The organism is Streptomyces sp. NPDC060002, assembly GCF_042737245.1.
Lineage (GTDB): Bacteria > Actinomycetota > Actinomycetes > Streptomycetales > Streptomycetaceae > Streptomyces.
This window is the reverse complement of the sequence record NZ_JBHWUW010000023.1, coordinates 17982-38206: the sequence shown is the minus strand read 5'-3', so window position 1 is coordinate 38206 and position 20225 is coordinate 17982. Positions and strand designations below refer to the sequence as shown.

General features: G+C 70.8%; 15 protein-coding genes. 11 read left to right on the top strand and 4 right to left on the bottom strand.

Features of this window, described 5'->3' with window-relative positions; translation table 11 throughout:
* The first annotated feature begins 212 nt into the window (after positions 1-212).
* The 5 genes from ACFWBD_RS21095 to serA all read left to right on the top strand — a co-directional run bounded on the left by ACFWBD_RS21095 (position 213) and on the right by serA (position 8998).
* Positions 213-3356: a putative bifunctional diguanylate cyclase/phosphodiesterase gene (locus ACFWBD_RS21095; protein WP_385668700.1), complete on the top strand. Its 3144-nt coding sequence runs from the start codon at positions 213-215 to the stop codon at positions 3354-3356.
* Between the two features lie 259 nt (positions 3357-3615).
* Positions 3616-5490 (top strand): acetolactate synthase large subunit, encoded by a 1875-nt coding sequence (locus ACFWBD_RS21090; RefSeq protein WP_385668697.1) that lies wholly within the window; start codon positions 3616-3618, stop codon positions 5488-5490.
* A gap of 21 nt (positions 5491-5511) precedes the next feature.
* Complete coding sequence (ilvN, locus tag ACFWBD_RS21085) at positions 5512-6036, top strand: acetolactate synthase small subunit (RefSeq protein ID WP_020131429.1); 525 nt, start codon at positions 5512-5514, stop codon at positions 6034-6036.
* Between the two features lie 139 nt (positions 6037-6175).
* On the top strand, positions 6176-7174 hold the full coding sequence (ilvC, locus tag ACFWBD_RS21080) for a ketol-acid reductoisomerase (RefSeq protein WP_385668694.1): 999 nt from the start codon (positions 6176-6178) through the stop codon (positions 7172-7174).
* 234 nt (positions 7175-7408) lie between these two features.
* Entirely contained in the window at positions 7409-8998 is a 1590-nt protein-coding gene (gene serA / locus ACFWBD_RS21075; RefSeq protein WP_385668691.1) for a phosphoglycerate dehydrogenase, read from the top strand.
* 119 nt (positions 8999-9117) lie between these two features.
* Here the strand turns inward: serA and ACFWBD_RS21070 are convergent, their stop codons facing one another.
* Positions 9118-10677 (bottom strand): MFS transporter, encoded by a 1560-nt coding sequence (locus tag ACFWBD_RS21070; RefSeq protein ID WP_385668688.1) that lies wholly within the window; start codon positions 10675-10677, stop codon positions 9118-9120.
* A gap of 97 nt (positions 10678-10774) precedes the next feature.
* On the opposite strand from ACFWBD_RS21070, the gene ACFWBD_RS21065 reads away from it, so the two are divergent.
* Positions 10775-11365, top strand: a complete 591-nt coding sequence (locus tag ACFWBD_RS21065) for a TetR/AcrR family transcriptional regulator (RefSeq protein WP_385668685.1) — start codon at positions 10775-10777, stop codon at positions 11363-11365.
* A gap of 27 nt (positions 11366-11392) precedes the next feature.
* Here ACFWBD_RS21065 and ACFWBD_RS21060 read toward each other — a convergent pair whose 3' ends face one another.
* Positions 11393-12580 (bottom strand): PucR family transcriptional regulator, encoded by a 1188-nt coding sequence (locus ACFWBD_RS21060; protein ID WP_385668682.1) that lies wholly within the window; start codon positions 12578-12580, stop codon positions 11393-11395.
* Between the two features lie 164 nt (positions 12581-12744).
* Here ACFWBD_RS21060 and ACFWBD_RS21055 point away from each other — a divergent pair, with 164 nt between their 5' ends.
* Together ACFWBD_RS21055 and pruA are read left to right on the top strand one after the other, a co-directional pair.
* A complete protein-coding gene (locus ACFWBD_RS21055; RefSeq protein WP_385668679.1) occupies positions 12745-13725 on the top strand; it encodes a proline dehydrogenase family protein in 981 nt (326 codons plus the stop codon).
* Between the two features lie 184 nt (positions 13726-13909).
* Positions 13910-15550 carry an L-glutamate gamma-semialdehyde dehydrogenase gene (gene pruA, locus ACFWBD_RS21050; RefSeq protein ID WP_385668676.1) on the top strand — a complete coding sequence of 547 codons (1641 nt, stop codon included), beginning with the start codon at positions 13910-13912 and terminating at the stop codon, positions 15548-15550.
* Positions 15551-15613: 63 nt separating this feature from the next.
* Here pruA and ACFWBD_RS21045 read toward each other — a convergent pair whose 3' ends face one another.
* Together ACFWBD_RS21045 and ACFWBD_RS21040 are read right to left on the bottom strand one after the other, a co-directional pair.
* A complete protein-coding gene (locus ACFWBD_RS21045) occupies positions 15614-16498 on the bottom strand; it encodes an alpha/beta fold hydrolase (RefSeq protein WP_385668672.1) in 885 nt (294 codons plus the stop codon).
* A gap of 43 nt (positions 16499-16541) precedes the next feature.
* A complete protein-coding gene (locus ACFWBD_RS21040) occupies positions 16542-17546 on the bottom strand; it encodes an NADP-dependent oxidoreductase (RefSeq protein ID WP_385668669.1) in 1005 nt (334 codons plus the stop codon).
* A 103-nt stretch (positions 17547-17649) separates the two neighbouring features.
* Between ACFWBD_RS21040 and ACFWBD_RS21035 the strand changes: the two genes are divergently transcribed.
* The 3 genes from ACFWBD_RS21035 to ACFWBD_RS21025 all read left to right on the top strand — a co-directional run bounded on the left by ACFWBD_RS21035 (position 17650) and on the right by ACFWBD_RS21025 (position 20162).
* On the top strand, positions 17650-18543 hold the full coding sequence (locus ACFWBD_RS21035; RefSeq protein WP_385668666.1) for a LysR family transcriptional regulator: 894 nt from the start codon (positions 17650-17652) through the stop codon (positions 18541-18543).
* Between the two features lie 248 nt (positions 18544-18791).
* The gene (locus ACFWBD_RS21030) at positions 18792-18923 is read left to right on the top strand and encodes a hypothetical protein (protein ID WP_020131440.1); all 132 of its coding nucleotides are present in this window, start codon (positions 18792-18794) and stop codon (positions 18921-18923) included.
* 195 nt (positions 18924-19118) lie between these two features.
* On the top strand, positions 19119-20162 hold the full coding sequence (locus tag ACFWBD_RS21025) for a 3-isopropylmalate dehydrogenase (RefSeq protein ID WP_385668662.1): 1044 nt from the start codon (positions 19119-19121) through the stop codon (positions 20160-20162).
* Positions 20163-20225 lie beyond the last annotated feature (63 nt).

Genomic DNA, 20225 nt, shown 5'->3' with positions numbered 1-20225 from the left:
CGAGGGGGGCGACGGGCGATGCACGGCCTATGGACGAACGATCCGACGCGGCGGAACCGCCGGCGGCGACCCTGGCGCTCCACCACGCGCCGACACGGTCACGGCACTCACCCCGGCCATCACCGCCACAGGTGCGGCGGTCACGGGAAGCACGCGCCACCGGCGGCCCGGGACCCGAGGGATCCGGGAGTGACGCGGACCGGGAGGACCCGGTGAGTCCGCCGCCGACCTCCACGCCCGTCCTCGACGGAGCGCTGCGGACACAGCCTTCGACGGGGACGCCACGCACCGCGACGCCGCCCACCCGCGGCCCCGGGACGAACCTGGTCCACCAACTGCTGCTCGCCCTCCTGTGCGGGGGATACGCCGTCGGTTCCGCGCTCGGCTGGGGCTCGGACCGACTCGCGCTGATCATGGGCGACTTCGGACTGGCCGCGGCGGCGGGCACCGCGGCCGTGTCCTGCTTCCTCTACGCGCGCAGCCGCCGGGTCCGGTTTCGACCCGCCTGGCTGCTGTTCTCGATCTCCTCGGCGATGGCGGCCCTCGGCAACCTGATCTGGGGGTGGTACGAGGTGGTCCTCGGACGGCCCGTGCCCAGCCCCAGCTTCGCCGACCTGTTCTTCCTGTGCTTCGCGCCCCCCGCCATCGTGGGGCTGCTCGTGCTCGCCGCCCGGCCCATGACGAAGGCGGGCTGGGTCTGCCTGGCCCTGGACGCCTGGCTGATCGCCGGCTCACTGCTCACCCTCTCCTGGAGCCTCGCGCTGGCCCAGGCGGCGAAGTTCGACGGGCCGAGCGTGGCGCACGCCGCGCTGTCGCTCGCGTACCCGCTGCTCGACATCGCCCTGGTGAGCATGGTGCTGGTGCTGCACTTCCGGCGCACGGCGGTGAACCGCACGGCGGTCAACACGGCCGTCGGCGCGCTCGCGCTGACCGTCATGTGCGACGCCCTGTTCACCTCGCCGCTGCTGCACAACAACTACCGCTCGGGCCAGCTCCTCGACGCGGGCTGGTTCGCGGGCTCGCTGCTCCTGGCGTACGCGCCCTGGGCCGCCTCCCGCCGGCAGCGGTCGGCCGCGGATGAGGGGCACACGCGTGTGGTGCACGAACACGTACCGGGTCAGCACCCCACCGGGCGCCCCCACGGGCCGTCGCGCACGGCGGCCGCAGCGTCCGCGCAGACGTCCGCGCCCACGCCCGCACAGCGGCCCGACCAGGCGCCTCCCCAGGGGGGCGATCCCAGTCGGTATCCGGCCACCCGGCCCATCACCGGCTCCCTCGCCGCCCTCACGCCCTATCTCGCCGCCGCCGTCTGCACCCTGGGGATCCTCTACAACGTCCTCAGCGGCCGCAGCGTCGACCGCGTGGTGCTGCTGACCGGCGGCGCGGTCGTGCTCGCCCTCGTGGTGCGGCAGGCGATCATGCTGCTCGACAACATCACCCTCACCCAGGAACTGGCCCAGCAGGAGAACCACTTCCGCTCCCTGGTGCAGGGCTCCAGCGACGTCATCATGATCGCCGCGCCCAGCGGCGTCCTGCGCTACGTCTCCCCGGCCGCCGCCGGGGTCTACGGCCGGCCCGCCGAGGCCCTGGTGGGCACCGAACTGGCCGACCTCATCCACCCGGAGGACCTGGGATGCGTGGTGCACGAGGTGCGCCGCTTCCTCGCCGCCGTCCCCTCGGAGGAACCCACCACCCGCATCGAGTGCCGCTTCCGCTCCGGCGATGGGGGCACCTCCCGGCCGGAGGCTGGGGGAGAAGCCGGGAGTGGGGGAGGCTGGCTCAACGTCGAGTCGACCGTCAACCGCCATCACGGCGGCCTGATCTTCAACAGCCGGGACGTGACCGAGCGGGTGCGGCTCCAGGCACAGCTCCAGCACAACGCCGAACACGACCCGCTCACCGACCTGCCCAACCGCGCGCTGTTCACCCGGCGCGTCCAGCAGGCACTGTCCGGCCGCCGCAGCACCGACCGGGGCCCCGCCCTGCGCAACACGGCGGTCCTCTTCATCGACCTCGACGGTTTCAAGGCCGTCAACGACACGATCGGCCACGCGGCCGGCGACGAACTGCTGGTCCAGGCCGCCCGCAGGCTCCGGGACGCGGTCCGCAAGGGAGACACCGCCTCCCGGCTGGGCGGCGACGAGTTCGCGGCGCTGATCGTCGGCGACGGCACCCGCGACCGTGCCGCCCGGGAGCGCCACATAGTGGAACTCGCCGACCGCCTCAGGCTCACGCTGTCGCAGCCGTACCTCATCGACGGCAACGAGGTCCGTGTCGCCGCCTCCATCGGCGTCGCCTTCGCCGAAGCCGGTCTGGGCGCCGGTGAGCTGCTGCGCAACGCCGACCTCGCCATGTACCGCGCCAAGGCGGGCGGCAAGGGCCGGGTCGAGTTGTACAAGCCGCAGATGCAGCAGGACGTCGTACGCAAGGCGGAGCTGGCCACACGGCTGCGTGCCGCGCTGCACGACGGCGAGTTCGCGCTGCTGCACCAGCCCGTGGTGCGGCTGGAGGACGGCCGGATCTCGTCGGTCGCCGCGCAGGCCCGCTGGCGCTCCTCCCAGGGGGTGCTCTTCACGCCCGCCGAGTTCCTGCGGGTCGCGGAGGACAGCGACAAGACGGCCGAGCTGGGGCGCTGGATGCTGGAGGAGGCCGTCGAACAGGCCGCCGACCGGGCCGCCGGCGGGCTCACCCTGCCGGTGGTCGTGCGGGTGGGCGCCCGACGGCTGCTGGACCGGTCGATGCCGCTGGGCTCCGTGGAGGCGCTGCTGACGCGGCACGGACTGCCGTCGGGATCTCTGGTGGTCGAGCTGTCCGACACCGACCCTAGGGTGCCGCTGGACGAGCTGGAGCGCCGCCTGGGGGCGTTGCGGCGTCTCGGCGTGCGGATCGCCCTGGACGGCTTCGGCAGCGGCTACGCGGCCCTCACGGCGCTGCGGCGGCTCCCCGTCGACGTACTCAGGCTCGACCGTTCGCTGGTCGAGGGGGTCGTCGAGTCCGCAAGACTGCACAAGATCACCAGCGGTCTGCTGCGGATCGCCACCGACCTCGGGCTCCAGTCCGTCGCCGAGGGCGTGGATCTGCCCGAGCAGGTGGTCGCCCTGCGCGCGATGGGCTGTACGCACGGCCAGGGCATGGCCTTCTCCGGGCCGCTCGACGAGTACCGGCTGCGCCGGGCCCTCGCGACCGGCCGCTATCCGGTGCCGCACGGGCCGGCCGAGCCCGCGTTCGCGGGCGGCGGCGCGGGGGTGTACACCGGTGGTGTCCACGCCGGTGGCATGGCCGGCGGTGTCACGGCCGTCCTGGGGAGCGGAAGTGCCCTTCGCTCACATAATGAGACTCCCGTCCCACCCACTTGACAGTCGGTGCGCGCCGGGGGGAGGGTCAATGCCATGCGCACCCGAATTCTCGTACTTGGAAAGCGCGTCGGCTGAAGCTGGTGACGCTCCGGACGGACCCGGAACTCCCAGCGACCCACACCGGCGCGCTCCCCTCGCTTGCCTTTTGGCACGAGGGGTTTTTTGTTGCACAAAACCCGCCGCGGCACTCGTGCCGCAGCCCTGAAGAACCCTCAGTAAGACCTTCAGTAAAACCCTCAGCATCGAGAAGAGAATGCCGATGACCGAGCAGGCCACCGGGGCCCATCCGCAGCCGCGGCCCCGATCCGGAGGACAGCACTCCGCGACCGTCGAGCACGTGACGGGTGCGCAGTCCCTCATCCGTTCTCTCGAGGAGGTCGGCGCCGACACGGTATTCGGCATTCCCGGCGGCGCGATCCTTCCCGCCTACGACCCGATGATGGACTCGACGAGGGTCCGCCACGTCCTGGTCCGGCACGAGCAGGGCGCGGGGCACGCGGCCACCGGCTACGCGCAGGCCACCGGCCGGGTCGGCGTCTGCATGGCCACCTCGGGCCCGGGCGCCACCAACCTGGTGACCCCGATCGCCGACGCCCACATGGACTCGGTGCCGCTCGTGGCGATCACCGGGCAGGTGGCGTCGAAGGCGATCGGTACGGACGCCTTCCAGGAGGCGGACATCGTCGGCATCACCATGCCGATCACCAAGCACAATTTCCTGGTCACCAAGGCCGAGGACATTCCGCGGGTCATCGCGCAGGCGTTCCACATCGCCTCCACCGGCAGGCCCGGCCCGGTCCTGGTCGACATCGCCAAGGACGCCCTCCAGGCGAAGACCACGTTCTCCTGGCCGCCGGTCATGGACCTGCCCGGCTACCGCCCGGTGACCAAGCCGCACGCCAAGCAGATCCGCGAGGCGGCCAAGCTGATCACCGCCGCCAAGCGGCCGATCCTGTACGTGGGCGGCGGTGTCCTCAAGGCCGGCGCCACCGCCGAGCTGAAGGTCCTCGCGGAGCTGACGGGCGCGCCCGTCACCACCACGCTGATGGCGCTGGGCGCGTTCCCCGACAGTCACCCGCTGCACCTCGGCATGCCGGGCATGCACGGCTCGGTGGCCGCCGTCACCGGTCTGCAGAAGGCCGACCTGATCGTCGCGCTCGGCGCCCGTTTCGACGACCGCGTCACCGGCAAGCTCGACAGCTTCGCCCCCTACGCCAAGATCGTGCACGCGGACATCGACCCGGCGGAGATCGGCAAGAACCGCGCCGCCGACGTGCCGATCGTCGGTGACGCGCGTGAGGTCATCGCCGATCTGGTCCAGGCGGTCCAGAAGGAGCACAGCGAGGGCCAGCAGGGCGACTACACCGCCTGGTGGAAGGACCTGAGCCGCTGGCGCGAGACCTACCCGCTCGGTTACGACCAGCCCGCCGACGGTTCGCTCTCCCCGCAGCAGGTCATCGAGCGCATCGGACAGCTCGCCCCCGAGGGCACGATCTTCGCTGCGGGCGTCGGCCAGCACCAGATGTGGGCCGCGCACTTCGTCCAGTACGAGAAGCCCGCCACCTGGCTGAACTCCGGCGGCGCGGGCACGATGGGCTACGCGGTCCCGGCCGCGATGGGCGCCAAGGCGGGTGTCCCGGGCCGGACCGTCTGGGCCATCGACGGCGACGGCTGCTTCCAGATGACCAACCAGGAACTCACCACCTGCGCGCTGAACAACATCCCGATCAAGGTCGCCATCATCAACAACGGCGTCCTCGGGATGGTCCGCCAGTGGCAGACCCTCTTCTACAACCAGCGCTACTCCAACACCGTGCTGCACAGCGGCCCGCAGGCCACCGTGCCCGACGGCGACGCCACCGCGGGCAAGCAGCCCAGCGCCGGCACCCGGGTCCCCGACTTCGTGAAGCTGTCGGAGGCCATGGGCTGCTACGCGATCCGCTGCGAGTCCCCGGACGACCTCGACAGGGTCATCGCGGAGGCGAACTCCGTCAACGACCGTCCCGTCGTCGTCGACTTCATCGTCCACGAGGACGCGATGGTGTGGCCGATGGTCGCCGCCGGCACCTCCAACGACGAGATCCTGGCCGCCCGGGACGTCCGCCCCGACTTCGGCGACAACGAAGACGACTGAGCGAGAGAGACGTAAGAAGACATGTCCAAGCACACGCTCTCCGTCCTGGTGGAGAACAAGCCGGGCATCCTGGCCCGGATCGCCGCCCTGTTCTCCCGCCGGGGCTTCAACATCGACTCGCTCGCCGTCGGCGTCACCGAGCACGCCGACATCTCCCGGATCACTATCGTGGTGAGTGTCGACGCCCTGCCGCTGGAGCAGGTCACCAAGCAGCTCAACAAGCTCGTCGAGGTGCTGAAGATCGTCGAGCTGGAGCCGGGACAGGCCGTTCACCGCGAACTCGTTCTGGTGAAGGTGCGCGCCGACAACGAGACGCGCTCGCAGATCGTCGAGATCGTCCAGCTGTTCCGGGCCAAGACCGTCGACGTCTCCCCGGAGGCCGTGACCATCGAGGCCACCGGCAGCAACGACAAGCTGTCCGCCATGCTCAAGATGCTGGAGCCGTACGGCATCAAGGAGCTGGTCCAGTCCGGCACGATCGCCATCGGCCGCGGCGCCCGTTCGATCACGGACCGATCGCTGCGCGCTCTCGACCGGTCGGCGTAAGTACATAACCGGTCTTCGTGCGAACGGATCCGGGCGGCCGGTGATCACCGATCGCCCGTATACCGAGACCCCGAGACTTCCCTTCCGCCCGCCGTCATACGGTGGTACGCAACACCCGCACCCAAGGAGAGAACCCAAAGTGGCCGAGCTGTTCTACGACGCCGACGCCGACCTGTCCATCATCCAGGGCCGCAAGGTCGCGGTCATCGGATACGGCAGCCAGGGCCACGCCCACGCCCTGTCGCTCCGTGACTCCGGTGTCGACGTCCGGGTCGGTCTGCACGAGGGCTCCAAGTCCAAGGCCAAGGCCGAGGAGCAGGGCCTGCGCGTGGTGACCCCGGCCGAGGCCGCCGCCGAGGCCGACGTCATCATGATCCTCATCCCGGACCCGATCCAGGCCCAGGTCTACGAGGAGTCCATCGCCCCGAACCTGAAGGATGGCGACGCGCTGTTCTTCGCCCACGGCTTCAACGTGCGCTTCGGCTTCATCAAGGCCCCGGCCGGTGTCGACGTCGCCCTGGTCGCCCCGAAGGGCCCGGGTCACCTGGTGCGCCGCCAGTACGAGGAGGGCCGCGGCGTCCCCGCGATCGCCGCCGTCGAGCAGGACGCGACCGGCAACGCCTTCGCGCTGGCCCTGTCGTACGCCAAGGGCATCGGCGGCACCCGCGCCGGCGTCATCAAGACGACCTTCACCGAGGAGACCGAGACCGACCTGTTCGGTGAGCAGGCCGTCCTCTGCGGTGGCACCTCCGCGCTGGTCAAGGCGGGCTTCGAGACCCTGGTCGAGGCCGGTTACCAGCCGGAGATCGCCTACTTCGAGTGCCTGCACGAGCTGAAGCTGATCGTGGACCTCATGTACGAGGGCGGCCTGGAGAAGATGCGCTGGAGCGTCTCCGAGACCGCCGAGTGGGGCGACTACATCACCGGCCCGCGGATCATCACCGAGACCACCAAGGCCGAGATGAAGCAGGTTCTCGCCGAGATCCAGGACGGCACCTTCGCCCAGAACTGGATGGACGAGTACCACGGCGGTCTGAAGAAGTACAACGAGTACAAGAACGCGGACTCCGAGCACCTGCTGGAGACCACCGGCAAGCAGCTGCGCAAGCTGATGAGCTGGGTGAACGAAGAGGCGTGAGGCCTCGGGACAGGGGGCCGGAGCAGATCGCTCCGGCCCCGTTGTCCATCCCGTCCCATCTCGGACGGGTGATCCTTCCGCGGAGGCGTGAGGCGGCCTCCGTCGCAGCACTACACTGCTGCACTACATACGCGTCAGGCCCACAGTGTCGTGCGTCTTCCACGCGGCTAGCCCCTCCTCCGCCTGCGGCCGTCGGGACGGCCGTCCGCACGCTCTGGACTTGTGAGGACTCACGTGAGCTCGAAACCTGTCGTACTCATCGCTGAAGAGCTGTCGCCCGCGACCGTGGACGCGCTCGGCCCGGACTTCGAGATCCGGCACGCCAACGGGGCGGACCGGGCCGAACTGCTCCCGGCCATCGCCGACGTCGACGCGATCCTGATCCGCTCGGCCACCAAGGTGGACGCCGAGGCGATCGCCGCCGCGAAGAAGCTGAAGGTCGTCGCACGAGCCGGCGTCGGCCTGGACAACGTCGACGTTCCCGCCGCCACCAAGGCCGGCGTGATGGTCGTCAACGCCCCCACCTCGAACATCGTGACCGCGGCCGAACTCGCCTGCGGTCTCCTGCTCGCCACCGCCCGCCACATTCCGCAGGCCAACGCCGCGCTGAAGAACGGCGAGTGGAAGCGCAGCAAGTACACGGGCGTGGAGCTGGCCGAGAAGACCCTCGGTGTCGTCGGCCTCGGCCGCATCGGTGCGCTCGTCGCGCAGCGCATGTCCGGATTCGGCATGAAGGTCGTCGCGTACGACCCCTACATCCAGCCCGCGCGCGCCGCGCAGATGGGCGTGAAGGTCCTGTCGCTGGACGAGCTGCTCGAGGTCTCCGACTTCATCACCGTCCACCTGCCCAAGACCCCCGAGACGGTCGGTCTGATCGGCGACGAGGCGCTGCGCAAGGTCAAGCCGAGCGTGCGCATCGTCAACGCCGCGCGGGGCGGCATCGTCGACGAGGAGGCGCTGTACTCGGCGCTGAAGGAGGGCCGCGTCGCCGGCGCCGGCCTCGACGTGTACGCGAAGGAGCCCTGCACGGACTCCCCGCTCTTCGAGTTCGACCAGGTCGTGGCCACCCCGCACCTCGGCGCCTCGACCGACGAGGCCCAGGAGAAGGCCGGTATCGCGGTCGCGCGTTCGGTGCGGCTGGCCCTCGCGGGTGAGCTGGTGCCGGACGCGGTGAACGTCCAGGGCGGTGTCATCGCCGAGGACGTCAAGCCCGGTCTGCCCCTCGCCGAGCGCCTCGGCCGGATCTTCACCGCGCTCGCCGGTGAGGTCGCGGTCCGCCTCGACGTCGAGGTGTACGGCGAGATCACCCAGCACGACGTGAAGGTGCTGGAGCTGTCCGCTCTCAAGGGCGTCTTCGAGGACGTCGTCGACGAGACCGTCAGTTACGTCAACGCCCCGCTGTTCGCGCAGGAGCGCGGCGTCGAGGTGCGGCTGACCACCAGTTCCGAGTCGGCCGACCACCGTAACGTCGTCACCGTGCGCGGCACGCTCTCGGATGGCGAGGAGGTGTCGGTCTCCGGCACGCTGGCCGGTCCGAAGCACCTTCAGAAGATCGTCGCGGTCGGTGAGTACGACGTCGACCTCGCCCTCGCCGATCACATGGTCGTCCTCAAGTACGAGGACCGTCCGGGTGTCGTCGGCACCGTGGGCCGGGTCTTCGGCGAGGCGGGGATCAACATCGCCGGTATGCAGGTCGCCCGCGCGGCCGTGGGTGGCGAGGCGCTGGCCGTTCTGACGGTCGACGACACGGTGCCCGCCGGGGTGCTGGCGGAGGTCGCCGAGGAGATCGGCGCGACGTCGGCTCGTGCGGTGAACCTCGTCTGAGGGTGACGCACCTACTGGGGGCTGCCGCCCCCAGGCCCCCGCTTCGGCCCTGACGGGGCCTTGTCCTCAAACGCCGGACGGGCTGACGACTCAGCCCGTCCGGCGTTCTGTGTGCGCTGTCACTTGTTCTCGACGCGGATCCTCCGCAGCGTCACCGAGGCCGCTGCGGCCGCTCCGGCGAGGAGTACCGCTCCGGCGACCGCCGCGCCCTGCATCCCGCTGGTGAACGCCTCGCGTGCCGTCGTCGCCAGGGCGTCTCCCGTGCGCCCCGGGAGCCGACCTGCCACCGCGAGGGCGCCGCCGAGGGTCTCGCGGGCCTCCGCCGGGGCCGTGGCCGGGATGTCGTGGCGGTAGATCGCCGTGCCGATGGAGCCGAGGACGGCCATGCCGAGGGCGCCGCCGAACTCGGTGCCGGTCTCCAGCAGGGCGGACGCGGAGCCCGCGCGTTCGACCGGGGCCGCGCTCATCGCCAGGTCCGTCATCTGGGACAGGACCATGACGATCCCGCAGGCCAGGACCGCGCAGGCGGTCAGCACGAGCCACATCGAGTCCGTACCGGCGAGGGCCAGCAGCGCGTAGCCGCTCGCCCCGATCACGAAGCCGGCCGTCACGACGTAGGCGCGGTTGACGCCCTTCTGGACCAGCGAGGTCGCGACCGGGGCCGCCACGCCGATCGGCACCGAGGGGAGCAGGGCCCACAGGGCCGCCTCCAGCGCGCTCTTGCCGAGCACCGACTGGAGGTACTGGGTGGTGAAGAACGCCGAGCCCAGCATGCCGAAGGCGGAGACCAGGTTGAGGGCGAGGGCGGGGGTGAAGCCGTGGCCGCGGAACAGGGCCGGGGAGATCATCGGTGAGGCCGCGGTGCGTTGGCGGTGGACGAAGAGGGCCGCGAAGAGCAGACCGACGGTGACCGAGACGACGTACTCCGCGTGCCAGCCGTCGGACGGGATCTCCTTCAGGCCGTAGATCACGGGCAGTACGGCGGCCATCGACAGGGGGACGCTCGGCCAGTCGAAGCGGCCGGGGGCGGGGTCGCGGGACTCCGGCAGCAGGACCGGGCCGAGGACGAACAGCAGGAGCATCGCGGGCAGGTTGACCAGGAAGACCGAGCCCCACCAGAAGTACTGGACCAGCAGGCCGCTCATCACCGAGCCGAGCGCGATGCCGCCCGTCATCACCGCGGACCACAGGCCGATCGCCTTCGCGCGCTGGGCCGGGTCGGTGAACATCGTGCGGATCAGGGCCATCGTCGAGGGCATCAGGGTCGCGCCGCCGATCCCGAGGACCGCGCGGGCCGCGATCAGGGTCTCGGCGCTGTTCGCGTACGCCGCGATCAGTGAGGCGGCACCGAAGGCGGCGGCGCCGATCAGCAGCAGCCTGCGGCGGCCGATGCGGTCGCCGAGCGAGCCCATCGTCATCAGCAGGCCCGCCAGGACGAAGGCGTAGATGTCGAAGATCCACAGCTGCTGGGTGCCGGTCGGCTGCAGGTCCGCGCTGATCGCCGGGATCGCGAAGTAGAGGACGGAGACGTCCATGGAGACCAGCAGCAGCGGAAGCATCAGTACGCCCAGCGCGGTCCATTCACGGCGGCCGGCACGGCCTGCCGGGGCTGCGGGGGTGCCCACCGATTCCGTCGGGTTCGTCGGGTCCTTCGGGTTCGTGTGCGTCGAGTTGGTCATGACGGTGACTGTACGAGCGTATTAAACGCTTGTCTAGAACGAATGTATAAGTCAGACGTCTAGGACGGTTGTATGGATCGGGGGTAGGGTGGCGGACATGGGACACCGTGAGGATCTGCTCGAAGGCGCCAAGCGCTGCCTGCTGGAGAAGGGGTTCCTGCGTACGACCGCGCGGGACATCGTCAAGGAGTCGGGGACCAACCTGGCGTCCATCGGCTACCACTACGGGTCGAAGGACGCGCTGCTGGTGCGGGCGTACGTCTCGCTGATCGAGGGCGCCGGCGACGAGTTCGACCCCGGATGGGGCGCGGGGGACGAGATGACGGCGGCCGCCGGATCGCTGGAGCGCTTCCAGGAGGTGTGGGCGAGCATCATCGGCTCGGTGCCGCGGACGCGGGCCATCTGGCTGCTGAGCTTCGAACTCATCGTCCAGGGTGACCGGCTCCCCGAGGTGCGCAAGCTGCTGGCCGAGGCGCAGGAGGAGGGCCGGTCGGGGATCGTGCCCATGTTCAACGGCATCCCGGAGGACGAGCTCGACAAGGAGACCGTCGACACGGAGGGCCGCTTCTACCAGACCCTCCTCAACGGGCTCATGGTCCAGTGGCTCTTCGACCCGGACTCGGCGACCGACGCGGCACAGCTCACCGAGGGACTGCGCCGGGTGATCACGGGCACCACGAAGAGCTGACCCGCCCGGACCGGCCCGGGGAGGCGCCTAGGGCAGCCGGGCCGCCTTCAGGGTCATGTGCAGGAGCAGGCGGTCTTCGCCGTCGTCCAGGTCCAGGCCGGTCAGCTGTTCCACCCGGGACAGCCGGTAGTAGAGGGTCTGCCGGTGGATTCCCAACTCGGCTGCCGTGCGGCCCGCTTGGCCCGCGCAGTCGAGGTACACCTCGGCCGTGCGGGCGAGTTCGTGATGGGCGGGGGCCGACAGGGTCCGTACGGCGGGATCCTGGGCGGTCCCCCGGGGCAGCGAGGTCAGCAGGCGGTAGGGGCCGATGGACGCCCATCGGGCGACCGGGCCGAGGCCGGGCTCCGCCAGCGCCGCCCGCGCCGACGCCGACGCCTCCTGCCAGGCGGCGCCCAGTTCCGCGAGGCCGGCCCGCCCGGCGGCCACTCCCGCGGCGGACTCTCCCGCCCGCTCGAGGAGCCGGGCCGCCGCCGACGTCGCCGGGGTGAGGGTGTCCGTGGAGCGCAGGCGGACCAGCAGGGCCAGGGACTGGGACTCTGTGCCCCACGGGACCGTGCACAGCGCCGTCGCCCCCGGCAGCGTGCGCAGCGAGGGCGCGTCGTCCGGGTCGGCGGACGGCCAGGGCGTCACGCACACCACGGTGTGCGGGCCGTCCGCGCGGGCGCCGAGCGCGGTGCGCAGCTCGGCCACCGCCATGTCCCGCTGCCAGTCGGGCTGCGCGGTGAGCACCGCCCGCAGCTCCCGGGTGAGGTCCGCGCCGTGCTGGGCCTCGTCGGCGAGCAGGGCGCCGATCCGGACGGTCACCTCCATCGCGGCCGCCAGCTGGGCGTCCGAGGGCCCGGGGTCGTCGTCGAGCAGCCAGACATAGCCGAGGACGACCCCTCGGTGCCGTACGGGGAGGCAGACGCGCCCCCGGTACACCCCGGCCTCCGGGGTCGGCGGGATCCGGACCGGTCCGGTCGCACGGGTGATGCCGAAGCCCTCGAACCAGGTGCGGACGGCGGCAGTGGAGCGCCGGGTCAGGATCGAGCGGGTACGCACCGGATCCAGCGCCGACGCGTCGAGCTCGCCCTCGCTGTCGTAGGCGCCGAAGGCGAGCAGTTCGAAATCCCGGTTCTCCAGGGTCGCGGGAGCGCCGAGCAGCTCGGAGATCTCGTCGACGAGCTCCTGGTGGTCACCCTGGTAATCGGCTGTCACCCGGGCATTCTCCCGCATGCCCCCGCCCCCTTCATACATCTGTCTGAGATCGGCGGCACGGATGCGTGACAGCTGTCGATGGCCCACGATCGGAGGGATCCTTAGGTTTCACGGTGGTTCTCCGTGCCGTTCCCCGATCGTCGGGCATCGGCCTCGTATGGGTTGGTATGTGGAGGTGCCCCGTGCTGGGTCCCGTGATTCTCGCCGCTTCGCGCAGCGACCGGATGCGACGCCTGATCTCGGCGGCCCCGGTGACGAAGCAGGTCGTGGACCGCTTCATCCCGGGTGAGACGGTCGACGACATCGTCCCGATCGTCGAGGAGCTCACCGCCGGGGGGCTGGAGCTGACGATGGACGTCGTCGGTGAGGACATCACCACCCCCGAGCAGGCCGCCGCCGCCCGGGACGCCTACCTGGCGCTGATCGACCGGCTCGCGGAGCTGGAGCTCGGCGAGCGGGTCGAGATGTCCGTCAAGCTGTCGATGTTCGGCCAGGCCCTCCCGTCGCCCGCCGCCGCCCTGACCGAAGGGCCCTCCGGGCCCGCCCCCGCATTCCGGGGCGGCCATGAGCTGGCCCTCGCCAATGTGCGCCCGGTCGTCGAGGCCGCCGCCGCCATCGGCACCACCGTCACCCTGGACGCCGAGGACCACACCACCCTCGACTCGATGTTCGCCATCCACGAGGAGTTGCGCAAGGACTTCCCGCAGACCGGCTGTGTCATCCAGGCCTATCTCTTCCGCACCGAGGCCGACGCCCGCCGGCTCGCCGCGAGCGGCAGCCGGGTCCGGCTCGTGAAGGGCGCCTACAAGGAGCCCGCCGAGGTCGCCTACCAGCAGAAGCACGAGATCGACAAGGCGTACGTGCGGATCCTGCGCACCCTGATGGAGGGCGAGGGGTACCCCATGATCGGGTCCCACGACCCCCGCCTCATCTCCATCGCGCAGGAGCTCGCCCGCAGGGCCGGGCGCAAGCTGGACGAGTACGAGTTCCAGATGCTCTACGGCATCCGGAGCGACGAGCACCTGCGGCTGGCCGCCGAGGGTCACCGCATGCGCGTCTACACCGCCTACGGCACCGACTGGTACGGCTACTTCATGCGCCGGCTCGCCGAGAAGCCGGCCAACCTGCGGTTCTTCGCCCGCAGCATGCTCACCCGGGGCTGAACGATGAGGCAGGCGCAGTGGCTTCTCCGCCGGGGGTCCGGGGGTCGTCTCCCGGGAAGGCACAGTATGCGCCGCCTCGCCGAGAAGCCGGCCAACCTGCGGTTCTTCGTCCGGTCGATGATTAGCAAGGGCTGAGCCCGCACACCCCGATCGAAACACCCGCTCAGAAGGAGTAACGGAAGACATGGACGCGGTAACCCAGGTCCCCACCCCCGTCAACGAGCCGGTGCACGGCTACGCCCCCGGTTCGCCGGAGCGTGCCCGGCTGGAGGCCAAGCTCAAGGAACTGGCCGACAACCCGATCGACCTGCCCTGCACCATCGGCGGCGAGCGGCGGATGGGCGGCGGCGAGCGGTTCGACGTCGTGCAGCCGCACAACCACAAGGCCCGCCTCGGCACCTACGCCGACGCCACGCAGCAGGACGCGCAGGACGCCGTCGACGCGGCCCTCGCCGCCGCGCCCGCCTGGCGTGCGATGTCCTTCGACGACCGCGCCGCGATCATCCTGCGCGCCGCCGAACTGCTCGCCGGCCCCTGGCGCGAGACGCTCGCCGCCTCCACCATGCTCGGCCAGTCGAAGACCGCCCAGCAGGCGGAGATCGACTGTCCCTGTGAACTGGTCGACTTCTGGCGCTTCAACGTCGCCTACGCCCGCCAGATCCTGGCCGAGCAGCCCCCGGCGAACTCCCCGGGCGTCTGGAACCGCCTCGACCACCGGCCGCTCGAGGGCTTCGTCTACGCGATCACGCCGTTCAACTTCACCGCCATCGCGGGCAACCTGCCCACCGCGCCCGCGCTGATGGGCAACGTGGTCGTGTGGAAGCCGTCCCCGACACAGACCCACGCCGCCGTGCTGCTCATGCGGCTGCTGGAGGAGGCCGGTCTGCCCAAGGGCGTCATCAACCTGGTCACCGGCGACGGTGTCGAGGTCTCGAAGGTGGCCTTGGCGCACCGCGACCTCGCGGGCATCCACTTCACCGGCTCGACGAAGACCTTCCAGTACCTGTGGAAGACGGTCGGCGCCAACATCGAGAAGTACCGCTCCTACCCGCGTCTGGTCGGCGAGACCGGCGGCAAGGACTTCGTCGTCGCCCACCCGAGCGCGGACCGCGCGGTGCTGAAGACGGCGCTCACCCGGGGCGCCTTCGAGTACCAGGGCCAGAAGTGCAGCGCGACCTCCCGGGCCTACATCCCGGCGTCGATCTGGAACTCCGGCTTCAAGGAGGAGTTCGCGGCCGAGGTCGACTACCTCACGATGGGTGACGTCACCGACCTCTCCAACTTCGTCGGCGCCGTCATCGACGAGCGTTCCTTCGCCAAGAACAAGGCGGCGATCGACCGCGCGAAGGCGGACCCGGCCTGCACGATCGTCGCGGGCGGCTCCTACGACGACTCGGTCGGCTACTTCGTCCGCCCGACCGTCGTCGAGTGCACCGACCCGGAGAACGAGGTCTTCACGACCGAGTACTTCGGCCCGTTCCTCGCCGTGCACGTGTACGACGACAGCTCCGCCGAGGCGTACGACGAGATGCTGACACAGATGGAGTCGGTGTCGGACTACGCGCTGACCGGCTCGGTCATCTCGGGCGACCGCGCGGCCGCCGCGTACACGATGGAGAAGCTGCGCTACGCGGCCGGCAACTTCTACATCAACGACAAGTCGACCGGCGCCGTCGTCGGCCAGCAGCCCTTCGGCGGCGGTCGCGCCTCCGGCACCAACGACAAGGCCGGCGCCCCGCAGAACCTGATGCGCTGGACCCTGACCCGTGCCATCAAGGAGACGCTGGTCGCGCCGACCGACTACCCGTACCCGCACATGGGCTGACAGCACCGTCGTACGACGGGGGAGGGGCCGGGCGGACTGCCCGGCCCCTCCCCCGTTCTCCCGTCAGCGGGTGAGGCTGCGTCCGAGGAAGTCCCGGACCAGCGCCGCGATCTGGCCCGCGTGCGTCTCCAGGGCGAAGTGTCCGGTGGGCAGCAGATGCACCTCCGCCCGGGGCAGGTCGCGGCGGAACGCGAGCGCGCCGGCCGGGACGAAGATCTCGTCACCGGCGCCCCAGACCGCCAGCAGCGGGACCTGGCTGGTGCGGAAGTACTCCTGGAAGGCCGGGTAGAGGGCGAAGTTGGAGCCGTAGTCGGAGATCAGGTCGAGCTGGATCCCCGGCTGACCGGGCCGGGCCATGAGGGCCGCGTCGTGCTCGTAGGCGTCGGGGCTCACAAGCTCCTGCCACTCCGGCGGAACCCCGTGCAGGTACTGCCACCTGATCCCCTCCGGGCTGCTGATCTCCCGCACCGGCGCCTCGGTCTTCGGGGTCCGCTCCGCGATCAGCGCCAGCACCGGCGCCCAGGCCTGTGCCCCGAGCCCCTCCTCGTAGGCGTTGCCGTTCTGCGTGATGATCGCGGTCACCCGGCCGGGATGGGCGAGGGCGAGGCGCAGGCCGATGGGGGAGCCGTAGTCCTGGATGTAGAGCGCGAACTCCTTCAGGCCGAGCCGCTCGGTGAACTCCCCGGTGACGGCGGCCAGTTCGTCGAAGGTGTACCGGAAGTCCGCGGGCGCCGCCGACCGGCCGAAGCCGAGGTGGTCGGGGGCGATGACGCGATGGCTGTCGGCGAGCAGCGGGATCAGGTCGCGGAACATGTGGGAGCTGCTCGGGAAGCCGTGCAGGAGCAGCAGGACCGGTGCGTCGGCCGGGCCCGCCTCCCGGTAGTACACCTCGTGGCCGCGGACGGTGGTGGTGCGGTGACGGACCTGGCGGTGGGCGTGGAGGGTCATGGCATGAGTGCACCATGCGGACACCTAACCGGTCAAGGAACTTTTAAGGGTTAGACGAGCGGCGTACCAGGATCTTCCCCGTGTTCCCGCCGCGCAGCATCAGCAGGAACGCCTCCACGATCCGCTCGAACCCGTCCACCACCGTCTCGTCCAGCGCCAGTGCCCCGCTCAGCAGATGCGGTACGGCGAACTCGTACAGCTCCTCCTGTACGTCCCGGTGGTCGCGCACCAGGAAGCCCTCCATGCGCAGGCTCTTCTCCACCACGTCGGCGTGGTCGAACACCACCGGCGTGGCACCGGGCGTGTTGTACTGCCCGACCGTGCCGACGCGCACCACCCGCCCCCGTTCCCGCAGCGCGCCGATCGCCGCCCCGAGGTGTTCGCCGCCCACGTTGTCGACGAAGACGTCGATGCCGGTGGGGGCGGCCTTCGTCAGGAGGTCGGCGACCGGGCCGTCGTGATAGTCGAAGGCCGCGTCGTAGCCGACCTGCCGGGTCAGGTACCGCACCTTCTCCGCCGTGCCCGCGCTGCCGATCAGCCGGCCGGCGCCGAGCAGCCGCGCGAAGCGTCCCGTCGCCGTGCCGACCCCGCCCGCCGCCGCGGAGACGAACAGGTCCTCGCCCTCGCGCAGCCGGGCGATGCGGGTGAGGCCGACGTACGCCGTCAGGCCCGTACCGCCGAGGAGGCTCAAGTGCGCCGAGAGCGGCACCCCTTCGTACCTCGGGAGCCGTCTGACCTCCTCCGGGCGGACCACCGCGTGGGTGCGCCAGCCCTGCCGGTGGAAGACGATCTCGCCCTCGGGGAGGGCCACCGGATCGCGGGTGGCGATGATCCGGCCGAGCGAGCGTCCCTCCAGCGGGGCGTTCAACTCGAAGTCGCCGTCCATCATTTCGCGGTGGTAGGGGTCGACCGACCAGTAGAGGTTCTCCACCAGGGCCGTCCCCGGGGCCGGTTCGGGGACCGGGGACTCGGCGAAGCGGAAGTGGCCGGGGGTGGGGAAGCCGGTCGGGCGGGCGGTCTGCTGCACGGTGAGTGCGGTGCTGGTCATGGGAGGGGACCGTAGGCAGGAATGCGGGCGGTGGGCAGAGGGTTGCGTTCATGGAACGGGCCGATCCATGAGTCGCCCTCATAGCAGCAGGTGGGAGCCCCGCGTGAGCGCAGTCGATCTTGCGCCGCAGGAGTTGCGGACTCTGGTGGCCGTCGCGGACGAAGGGGGTTTCTCGGCCGCCGCCGTCCGGCTCGGGACCACCCAGTCGGCCGTCTCGCACGCGGTGCGGGGCATCGAGGGCAAGGTGGGGGTCGTCCTGTTCGAGCGCGGGCGGTACGGCGCCCGGCCCACCGCGGCCGGCACCCGCGCGGTCGCGCACGCCCGACGCGTCCTGCGGATGCTCCAGGCGCTGGTCGCCGAGACGCGGGGCGTCGGAACGGGCCAGGTCGACGGGCCGTTGCGGATCGCGGCCTTCCGCAGTGCGGCCCTGTATCTGCTGCCGCCCGTCCTGGAGCGGCTGGCCGCACGGCACCCGGGGATCGAGGCGACCGTGACCGTCGTACGGGAGGTGGGTCCGGGGACGGCCGGCGCGGTGGCCGAGGGGCGGGCCGACCTCGGGATCGCCACCTTCGGCACCAGCGCGCCGATCCCGCCGGGGCTGGTGGGGGACGTGCTGCTGGAGGAGCCGTACGCGCTGGTGCACCCGGCGGGTCACCCCGCCCCGCGCTCCCTCCCGCTCGTCGACTGGACGGAGAACTGCTCGTCCTACACGCGCGCGTGGTGGGCCGCGCAGGACTGGATCCCCGCCGCGACCGTCCGCGCCGAGGACGACGGGGCGGTGCTGTCGATGGTGAGCAGCGGCCTGGGGATGGCGATCATGCCCGCGCTCTCCCTCACCCGGACACCCCCCGGGACGGAGATCACCGGCCTCGGCCCGGAGCGTCCCACCCGTCAGGTCGGCTATGTCACGACCCCGGAACTGGCCGCGACCGCGGCCGTCCGGGCACTCGTACGGGAGTTGAGGTCATCCACGAAACCGCAGGTCGGCATCGGGTGACCCGGGTCGCCGTCTCAGATAGTAGGAAGTCCGAGTAATCGTAGAGACAGGCGCGTGCTCCTCCCTTAGCTTTGTAGGAGCCGAACGTCTCGCTCGACCAAGCGAATGGCGGTCGTGAGCCGGGCCCCGTGCAGGCAATCCCTGCGGCCCGCTCCCCGTCCCTTGGGGGCACCCCCCGCCCATTAGGCAGAGGGGGAGTCTCGTAACCCCCTTCCGCACTCCCTGGAATTCGAAGGAGTCGATTTCCCATGGCCGAGACGACCGTCCGCCGCCGAGTCCGTCACATCTCCCGTACGACCGAGTCCGACCGGAAGAACGCGGCCGCGGCGCTTCAGCGCGCCCTCGACCGCCGTGACAACGGTGGCGAGACCGGCCACTGAGCCGAGCCGCCCCGCAGTCCGGGAGCCGCCCCCGCACGGGGTGTGGCGCGGGCCCGAACGGGACTTCGGGCCCCGCGTCGCACCCCGACTCCGCACGACTCCTCAGGTCCGCGGCGTCACCTCCGCACCGCGCCTTCCCTGTCCGTATGGCGGACGGTTCATGTCATCCCATGGGACGAGGGGTACGGTTCCGGTATGTCTCGCAGCCTCAATCTCGCAGTGATTCCCGGTGACGGCATCGGCCAGGAGGTCGTGGCCGAAGGTCTCAAGGTCCTCTCCGCCGTCCTCCCGCAGGATGTGAAGCTGGAGACCGAGGAGTACGACTTCGGCGCCCGGCGCTACCACGCCACCGGTGAGACCCTCACCGACGCGGACGCCGAGGCGCTCAAGCGGCACGACGCCATCCTGCTCGGCGCGATCGGCGACCCGAGCGTCCCCTCCGGTGTCCTGGAGCGGGGTTTCCTGCTCAAGCTGCGGTTCCTCTTCGACCACCACGTCAACCTGCGCCCGTCGAAGCTCCTCCCGGGTGTCGCCACCCCGCTGGCCGGCCAGCCGGAGATCGACTTCATCGTGGTCCGCGAGGGCACCGAGGGTCCGTACACCGGCAACGGCGGCACGATCCGCAAGGGCACCCCGCACGAGGTCGCCACCGAGGTCTCCGTGAACACGGCCTTCGGTGTCGAGCGCGTGGTCCGGGACGCCTTCGCCCGCGCCCAGGCCCGTCCCCGCAAGAAGCTCACGCTGGTCCACAAGAACAACGTGCTGGCCTTCGCCGGTCACCTCTGGACGAACGTCTTCAACCAGGTGGCCGAGGAGTTCCCCGACGTCACCACTGACTACATCCACGTGGACGCCGCGACGATCTACCTCGTCACGGACCCCGCCCGTTTCGACGTCATCGTCACCGACAACCTCTTCGGCGACATCATCACCGACCTGGCCGCGGCCGTCTCCGGCGGTATCGGCGTCGCCGCGAGCGGGAACATCAACCCGTCCGGCGAGTTCCCGTCCATGTTCGAGCCCGTGCACGGCTCGGCCCCGGACATCGCGGGCCAGGGCAAGGCCGACCCCACCGCCACGGTCCTGTCCGTCGCCCTGCTCCTGCGCCACCTCGGCTACGAGGCCGAGGCGGTCCGCATCGAGGACGCCGTCTCCGTCGACCTGGAGGAGCGCGGCTCGCTGCCCGCGCGCAGCACCTCCGAGATCGGTGACGCGCTCTCCGTACGAGTAGCCGGCTGACCCCGCGCTGCGCGAAACCTTTCGAAGCCGCCGGGTCGCATCCGCACCCGGCGGCTTCCGCAT

Coding starts and splice junctions, on each gene's coding strand:
- ACFWBD_RS21070 (WP_385668688.1), bottom strand. CDS start 10,677: ATGACCAACTCGACGCACACGAACCCGAAGGACCCGACGAACCCGACG.
- ACFWBD_RS21045 (WP_385668672.1), bottom strand. CDS start 16,498: ATGACCCTCCACGCCCACCGCCAGGTCCGTCACCGCACCACCACCGTC.
- ACFWBD_RS21025 (WP_385668662.1), top strand. CDS start 19,119: ATGTCTCGCAGCCTCAATCTCGCAGTGATTCCCGGTGACGGCATCGGC.
- ACFWBD_RS21040 (WP_385668669.1), bottom strand. CDS start 17,546: ATGACCAGCACCGCACTCACCGTGCAGCAGACCGCCCGCCCGACCGGC.
- ACFWBD_RS21065 (WP_385668685.1), top strand. CDS start 10,775: ATGGGACACCGTGAGGATCTGCTCGAAGGCGCCAAGCGCTGCCTGCTG.
- ilvN (WP_020131429.1), top strand. CDS start 5,512: ATGTCCAAGCACACGCTCTCCGTCCTGGTGGAGAACAAGCCGGGCATC.
- ACFWBD_RS21060 (WP_385668682.1), bottom strand. CDS start 12,580: ATGCGGGAGAATGCCCGGGTGACAGCCGATTACCAGGGTGACCACCAG.
- pruA (WP_385668676.1), top strand. CDS start 13,910: ATGGACGCGGTAACCCAGGTCCCCACCCCCGTCAACGAGCCGGTGCAC.
- ACFWBD_RS21030 (WP_020131440.1), top strand. CDS start 18,792: ATGGCCGAGACGACCGTCCGCCGCCGAGTCCGTCACATCTCCCGTACG.
- ACFWBD_RS21090 (WP_385668697.1), top strand. CDS start 3,616: ATGACCGAGCAGGCCACCGGGGCCCATCCGCAGCCGCGGCCCCGATCC.